Source organism: Sinomonas sp., assembly GCF_051955515.1.
GTDB lineage: Bacteria > Actinomycetota > Actinomycetes > Actinomycetales > Micrococcaceae > Sinomonas.
This window is the reverse complement of sequence record NZ_JBQCGQ010000207.1, coordinates 1-5761: the sequence shown is the minus strand read 5'-3', so window position 1 is coordinate 5761 and position 5761 is coordinate 1. Positions and strand designations below refer to the sequence as shown.

Genomic DNA, 5761 nt, shown 5'->3' with positions numbered 1-5761 from the left:
CCCCCCCCCCGTTGCCTTTGTAGGTGTATACTACCCGAAAGACCCACACGCGCGCCCCCAACCCCCCCGGTGGCGCGGTCCGGTTGGCGGGGTCCACCCCGTCAAACGGTCACGGCGCAACCTCTGAATCACCGGAAAGGGGGACGGGTGGCCGTCACGCGCAACGACGTCGCCAAGGCCGCGGGAGTCTCCCCCGGCGTCGTCTCCTACGTGCTCAACTCCGGACCCCGGCCCGTGTCCGCGGCGACCCGACAGCGTGTGCTGGAGGCCGTCGTCGCCCTCGGCTACAAGCGGGACGGGCTCGCCCGCTCGCTCAGGACCGGCCGCTCGGACACGCTCGGAGTCATCCTCCCGGACGCCTCGAACCCCTTCTTCGCCGAACTCGCCCGCGCCATCGAGGATTCCGCCTTCCGCGCCGGGAAATCCGTGCTCGTCTGCAACAGCGCCGACGACATCGAACGGGAGCGCTCCTACCTGAAGACCCTCGCCGAACGGCGCGTCGACGGCATCATCCTGGTCAGCGCCTCCGGCGAAGAGGACCTCTCCGACGTCCTCGATCTGAGGATCCCCATCGTCACCATGGACCGCTACCGGGCGGAGACCGCCGTCTCCACCGTCCGCTTCGACAACCGCCACGCCGGCTACGTGGCGAGCAAGCACCTCATCGAGCACGGCCACGAGCTCATCACCATCATCAGCGGCCCACACTCCACGTCCGTCTCGGAGGAGCGCATCTCGGGCTATCTGCAGGCCCTCGCCGAAGCCGGGCTGGAGCCCCTCCCCGTGGAGGCCGCTCGCTTCACCTTCTCGGGCGGCTATGAGGCCATGACTGCCTGCTTGAAGCTCAAGACAGTTCCCACCGCCGCCGTCTGCTCCTCGGATGTCCAAGCCATCGGCGCCCTCGCGGCCCTGGCAGACGACGGCGGGCACGCGCCCGCCCGCATGGCGCTGGTTTCCATCGACGGAACGCGACTCGCAAGATTCACACGACCCGTCCTCACGGCCGTGCGCCAGCCCGTGGAAGTCATGGCCGACCTCGCAGTCCGCACGGCGATAGAACCCGACGGCGAAATCCACCGCACGCTCCAAGGAGAACTCGTGGCGGGCGGAACCTGCGGCTGCCGCCCATGAGCACGATCGACGCGCACCACCACTTTTGGCGAACGGCCGTCCAGGATCAGCCGTGGCGGGCGCCCGAGCATAGGGCCCTCGAGCGCGACTTCCTCCCTCTGGATCTTGCGCCCGAGCTAGCCGCTGCCGGTGTTGAACGCACCGTGCTGGTCCAATCTGTCGACGAAGCTGCGGAGAACGTGCGGCTTGCCCGCTATGCCAAGGAACCGCACGTCGCGGGCGTCGTCGCCTGGGCCCCTCTTCGCGAGCCCCGCGAGGCTTTCGCCGAGCTGGATTCGTTCCCCGGGCAGAAGCTCTGCGGCGTCCGATGCCTCGTCGCCGATGACCCACTCGAATGGCTCACGGCGCCGCAGTCGCTGGCCCTGTTCCGCGAACTGGCAGCGCGGTCCCTGACGTGGGATGTCGTGCCGATCACCGGGCAGCAGACGCGGCAGGTCGTGGCTTTGGCGAGGGCGGTGCCCGAGCTGACGATCATCGTCGACCATCTCGGGCGGCCTCCGATCGAGGCGCAGGGCTGGGAGCCGTGGGCGAGCAACGTCGTCGCCCTCGCGGCGAATCCCAATGTCGCGATGAAGGTGTCGGTAGGCATGGATGCCCTGACGAAGAGCGAACACTGGGAGGCGGAACGGCTCGAGCGGTACGTGGGACACGTCGTCGACCACTTCGGCGCGTCGCGGCTCATGCTTGCCGGCAATTGGCCGGTCGTCCTGCTGAGGACCAGTTATCAGCAGGCATGGAGGGACCTGCGCCAGCTGGCGGAGCACCATGTCCCAAGCCACGACGACCGGCTCGACGTTCTCGGCCGAACCGCCCAGCGCCTCTACCGGCTTGGTACTACCGCCCCTGAGTAGGCTTCCGGCTCTCGAGGAGGTGCTCGAAGAGCACCTTGTCCGGCTGATCGGGCCGGTCGGCCATGCGCCGCCGCAGCCCGTCCTTCACGTCCTCGTCCAGCACCGGGTCGACAAGCAGGGCGGACAGGATCTCGCGGGCCTGGTCCGCGATCGACACGTCCTCGAGGACGTTCAGCTCAGCCATGAGATGAAGATAGAGCTTGCGACCCTCGCTATCCAATGAATGACACGCCGTGTCTCACTTGCCCCGTCACCTCCGCAGGGTCCCCGCCGGTCCCTCACCCTTCGTCCCCGGCTTTAAGCCTCAACCCGCGGCGAGTCGGTCAGACCAGCGGCGACTCGCGCCGTCGTCGCCATGAGAGCTGGGGAGGCCGACGCCACACCCTGCAAACGTGACGGCGCAACGAGGAGCGTGCCACCGGAGCGCGACACCACAGCCTCTTGCCAGTGACACCATTATGGTGTCATGATGACGTCATGGATCTTGAGCGCTACGTCGCCGACCTTCGGTCCCAGCTCGCCGCCTCGCTGGAGGCTCGGGGGGAAGAGGCCCGCGGGCTGGCCGAGCAGCTGAGCTTCGGGCTCGAGTCGGCCGCGCGGCTCGCGCTTCTCGAAGCGCTCAGCGACGCGGCGAGCGAGATCACGCGCGAGCTGGCTCCCGGGTCGGTTGACGTGCGTCTCCGGGGTCGCGACCCGGAGTTCGTGGTGTCACCGCCCCCGGCGGCCGAGTTCGCTGACACCACTACGACACCGTCGCACACCGCGCCGGCCGAGACGGGAAACGACGAGGGCCTGGCGAGCGCCGATGCCTTCGACGACACCGTCACCTCCCGCACCACCCTGCGCCTGCCGGATCAGCTGAAGGCCCGCGTCGAACGGGCCGCCGCGCAGGATGGGCTCTCCCTCAACGCCTGGCTGGTCCGCGCCATCGCGGCCGCCCTCGAACCCAAGAGCCGCCGCTCCGCGCAGCGTGAGACGCGCTCCGGAGACAGTTTCACCGGCTGGGTCAGCTAGCCCCCACCGGCACCATCCACAGCAGTCCCGTCAGCACCGGGGCTGATCCGTCCTGCCCACAAGGAGGTCCCCCATGCCCCGATACGAAGCAATCGGCCCGATTGACGCCGCCATCGACCTGGGCGTCGGCCACGTCGAAGTGATCGCTTCCGACCGCCCCGAAGTTTTCGCCGAGGTGGTCCCGACGAACCCGGGCCGCAGCGGCGACGTGTCGCTCGCCGAAGAGGCCGCCATCTCGTTCGAGGCCGAAAGGCTTCGCGTCCGGCTGCCGCGCCGGCGCAATCTGTTCGGCCCGAGCGACTCGGTTGACGTCCGCATTGAGCTGCCCCGCGGCTCGCGGGTCGACGTCGAAAGCGCCTACGGCTCGGTCCGCACCCGCGGCGAGCTTGGCGAGTGCAGCATCACCGCCAAATACGGGACCGTCACCGGCGACACGATCCACGGCCTCGTGCTCGTCTCGCCCTACGGAACCGTGGACATCGAGCACGTGGCCGGACGCCTCGATGCGAACCTCGGTCACGGCCAGGTGCGGATCGGCCGCATCGATGGCGAGGCGCGGTTGCGCGGCTCCCACGGCACCATCGACGTGGGCACCACGGCGGGCCCCGTCGAGGTCACCACCTCTGGGCCTCTCACCATAGACCGAGCGCTCGACGACGTCACCGCCAAGAGCGCGCACGGCGCCATCCGCGTGCGCGAGGTCAACGGCGGCTCGATCCGCCTCGAGAACGGCTATGCCGAAGTGGAGGTCGGGGTGCCCGCAGGCGTTGCCGCCTGGCTCGACGCTGCATCACTGCACGGCGCCGTCCGCAATGAACTGACTTCAGACCCGGAGGCTGCGTCTAGCGGCCGCACGGTCGAACTCCGCCTGCGCTCCACCTGGGCCGACGTCGTCGTCCGTCGCGCGGGCTCCCGCATGAGAAGGGAACCAATGTCATGACCACTGCAATCGTGGCCCGCGGGATCACCAAGCGCTATCGCGGGCAAACCGTGCTCGACGGCGTAGACCTCACCGTCGACGCCGGCACCGTCCTAGCGCTGCTCGGCCCGAACGGGGCGGGCAAGACCACGGCGGTCCACATTCTTTCGACCCTCGTCCGGCCAGACGGGGGAACCGCGACGATCGCCGGCCATGACTTGCTCCGGGACCCGCAGGGGGTTCGGAGCGCCATTGGGCTCACCGGTCAGTTCGCCGCCGTCGACGGCCTGCTCACCGGCGAGGAGAACCTTCGCCTCATGGCCAACCTCCGCCACCTCGGCCCCCGCGCCGGTCGCCGGCGGGTCGCCGAGCTGCTCGATCGATTCGACCTGACGGACGCCGCGCGCAAGCCGCTCATCACCTACTCGGGCGGGATGAAGCGCCGCCTCGACCTCGCGATGACGCTCGTCGGAACGCCGCAGATCGTGTTCCTCGACGAGCCCACCACGGGCCTCGATCCGCGGAGCCGCCAGACCATGTGGGAGATCGTCCGCGAGCTGCTCGATGACGGCGTCACCATCTTCCTGACGACCCAGTACCTCGAGGAGGCCGACCGCGTGGCCGATCGCGTCGTCGTGCTCGACCAGGGGCGCATTGTCGGCGAGGGCACCCCCTCAGAGCTCAAGGCGCGGGTCGGCACGGAGGTGCTTGTCGTCACGGATCGGGACGGGACGGCGCGGCCCGAGATCCCCATCGACGGAACTGTCGGAGGGCTCCGTCGGGTGCTTGACGAGCTCGACGGCGATCAGCTCGCCACCGCGAGCCTGCGCGCGCCGAGCCTCGACGACGTCTTCTTTGCGCTCACCGGCAACCCGCCGTCGTCGTCCCCAGAATCCCCATCCACCGCAGCCGCCCCCGCGACCGCCTCCACCCGGGAGGAATCATGACCACCATCGCCGCCGATTCGGCGACAATGTTCCGCCGCAATCTTCTTCACATGATGCGCTACCCGGGGCTCACGGTCTTCGTGATCGGGATCCCAGTGCTGCTCCTGCTGCTGTTCGTCTACGTCTTCGGCGGCACCCTCGGCGCCGGGCTGCCCGGCGGTGGCGAGGGCGCGAGCCAGCAGTACCTCGCGTATGTAGTGCCGGGCATCCTCCTGATCGGCGTGGCCGGGATTGCGAACGGGGCCTCGATCGGCATCGCCCAGGACATGACGGAGGGGATCGTGGCCCGCTTCCGCTCGATGGCGATCTCGCGGGCGGCCGTCCTCAACGGCCATGTTCTCGGCAACACCGTGCAGGGGCTCCTGTGCCTCGCGATCGTTCTGGGCGTCGGGCTGCTCATGGGGTTCCGCCCGGCGGCCGGGCCGCTCGCGTGGCTCGCGCTCACGGCCTTCCTGGCGCTGGTGTGCTATTCGGTGTCATGGGTCGCCGTCGCGATGGGCATGAGCAGCAAGACCGTCGAAGCCGCGAGCAACTGGCCCATGATCTTCACGCTCCTGCCGTTCCTCGGCAGCGGCTTCGTCCCGACCGCCTCGATGCCGGGCTGGCTGCAGTGGTTTGCCGACGCGCAACCGTTCACGCCGTTCATCGAGACCGCGCGCGACCTGCTCGCCGGGCGCGCACCGAGCTCGGGCGACGGCTGGTGGTCGCTGATCTGGTGCGCGGTGTTCATCGCTCTCGGCTACGCGTGGGCCGGGAGGCTCTACGAGCGCAAGTCGGTGTAGATTCGAGAGAAGCCCCAGAACGCCGAGAGGCAATCATGAACGCAGCCAACGACGGCAGCCACGCAAGCTGCTGCGCTCCGCAACGCCCGAGCGGCGGCGCCGTGCCCCTTCAGCTCA

7 protein-coding genes are annotated in these 5761 nt (G+C 69.1%); 6 read left to right on the top strand and 1 reads right to left on the bottom strand.

The window, feature by feature from the left end:
* The first annotated feature begins 147 nt into the window (after positions 1–147).
* Together ACTHL9_RS12090 and ACTHL9_RS12085 are read left to right on the top strand one after the other, a co-directional pair.
* Positions 148–1131 (top strand): LacI family DNA-binding transcriptional regulator, encoded by a 984-nt coding sequence (locus ACTHL9_RS12090; RefSeq protein ID WP_440519380.1) that lies wholly within the window; start codon positions 148–150, stop codon positions 1129–1131.
* On the top strand, positions 1128–1982 hold the full coding sequence (locus ACTHL9_RS12085) for an amidohydrolase family protein (protein WP_440519378.1): 855 nt from the start codon (positions 1128–1130) through the stop codon (positions 1980–1982). Before ACTHL9_RS12090 ends, ACTHL9_RS12085 begins: the two co-directional genes overlap by 4 nt.
* Here ACTHL9_RS12085 and ACTHL9_RS12080 read toward each other — a convergent pair.
* A complete protein-coding gene (locus ACTHL9_RS12080) occupies positions 1966–2166 on the bottom strand; it encodes a hypothetical protein (protein WP_440519376.1) in 201 nt (66 codons plus the stop codon). The genes ACTHL9_RS12085 and ACTHL9_RS12080 overlap by 17 nt on opposite strands.
* Before the next feature lie 293 nt (positions 2167–2459).
* Here ACTHL9_RS12080 and ACTHL9_RS12075 point away from each other — a divergent pair, with 293 nt between their 5' ends.
* From ACTHL9_RS12075 to ACTHL9_RS12060, 4 genes are all read left to right on the top strand, one after another.
* A complete protein-coding gene (locus ACTHL9_RS12075) occupies positions 2460–2996 on the top strand; it encodes a toxin-antitoxin system HicB family antitoxin (RefSeq protein ID WP_440519374.1) in 537 nt (178 codons plus the stop codon).
* 73 nt (positions 2997–3069) lie between these two features.
* Complete coding sequence (locus ACTHL9_RS12070) at positions 3070–3936, top strand: DUF4097 family beta strand repeat-containing protein (protein WP_440519373.1); 867 nt, start codon at positions 3070–3072, stop codon at positions 3934–3936.
* Positions 3933–4862 carry an ATP-binding cassette domain-containing protein gene (locus ACTHL9_RS12065; RefSeq protein WP_440519371.1) on the top strand — a complete coding sequence of 310 codons (930 nt, stop codon included), beginning with the start codon at positions 3933–3935 and terminating at the stop codon, positions 4860–4862. The genes ACTHL9_RS12070 and ACTHL9_RS12065 overlap by 4 nt, the downstream gene beginning before the upstream one ends.
* Complete coding sequence (locus ACTHL9_RS12060) at positions 4859–5644, top strand: ABC transporter permease (RefSeq protein ID WP_440519370.1); 786 nt, start codon at positions 4859–4861, stop codon at positions 5642–5644. The genes ACTHL9_RS12065 and ACTHL9_RS12060 overlap by 4 nt, the downstream gene beginning before the upstream one ends.
* Positions 5645–5761: the final 117 nt, after the last annotated feature.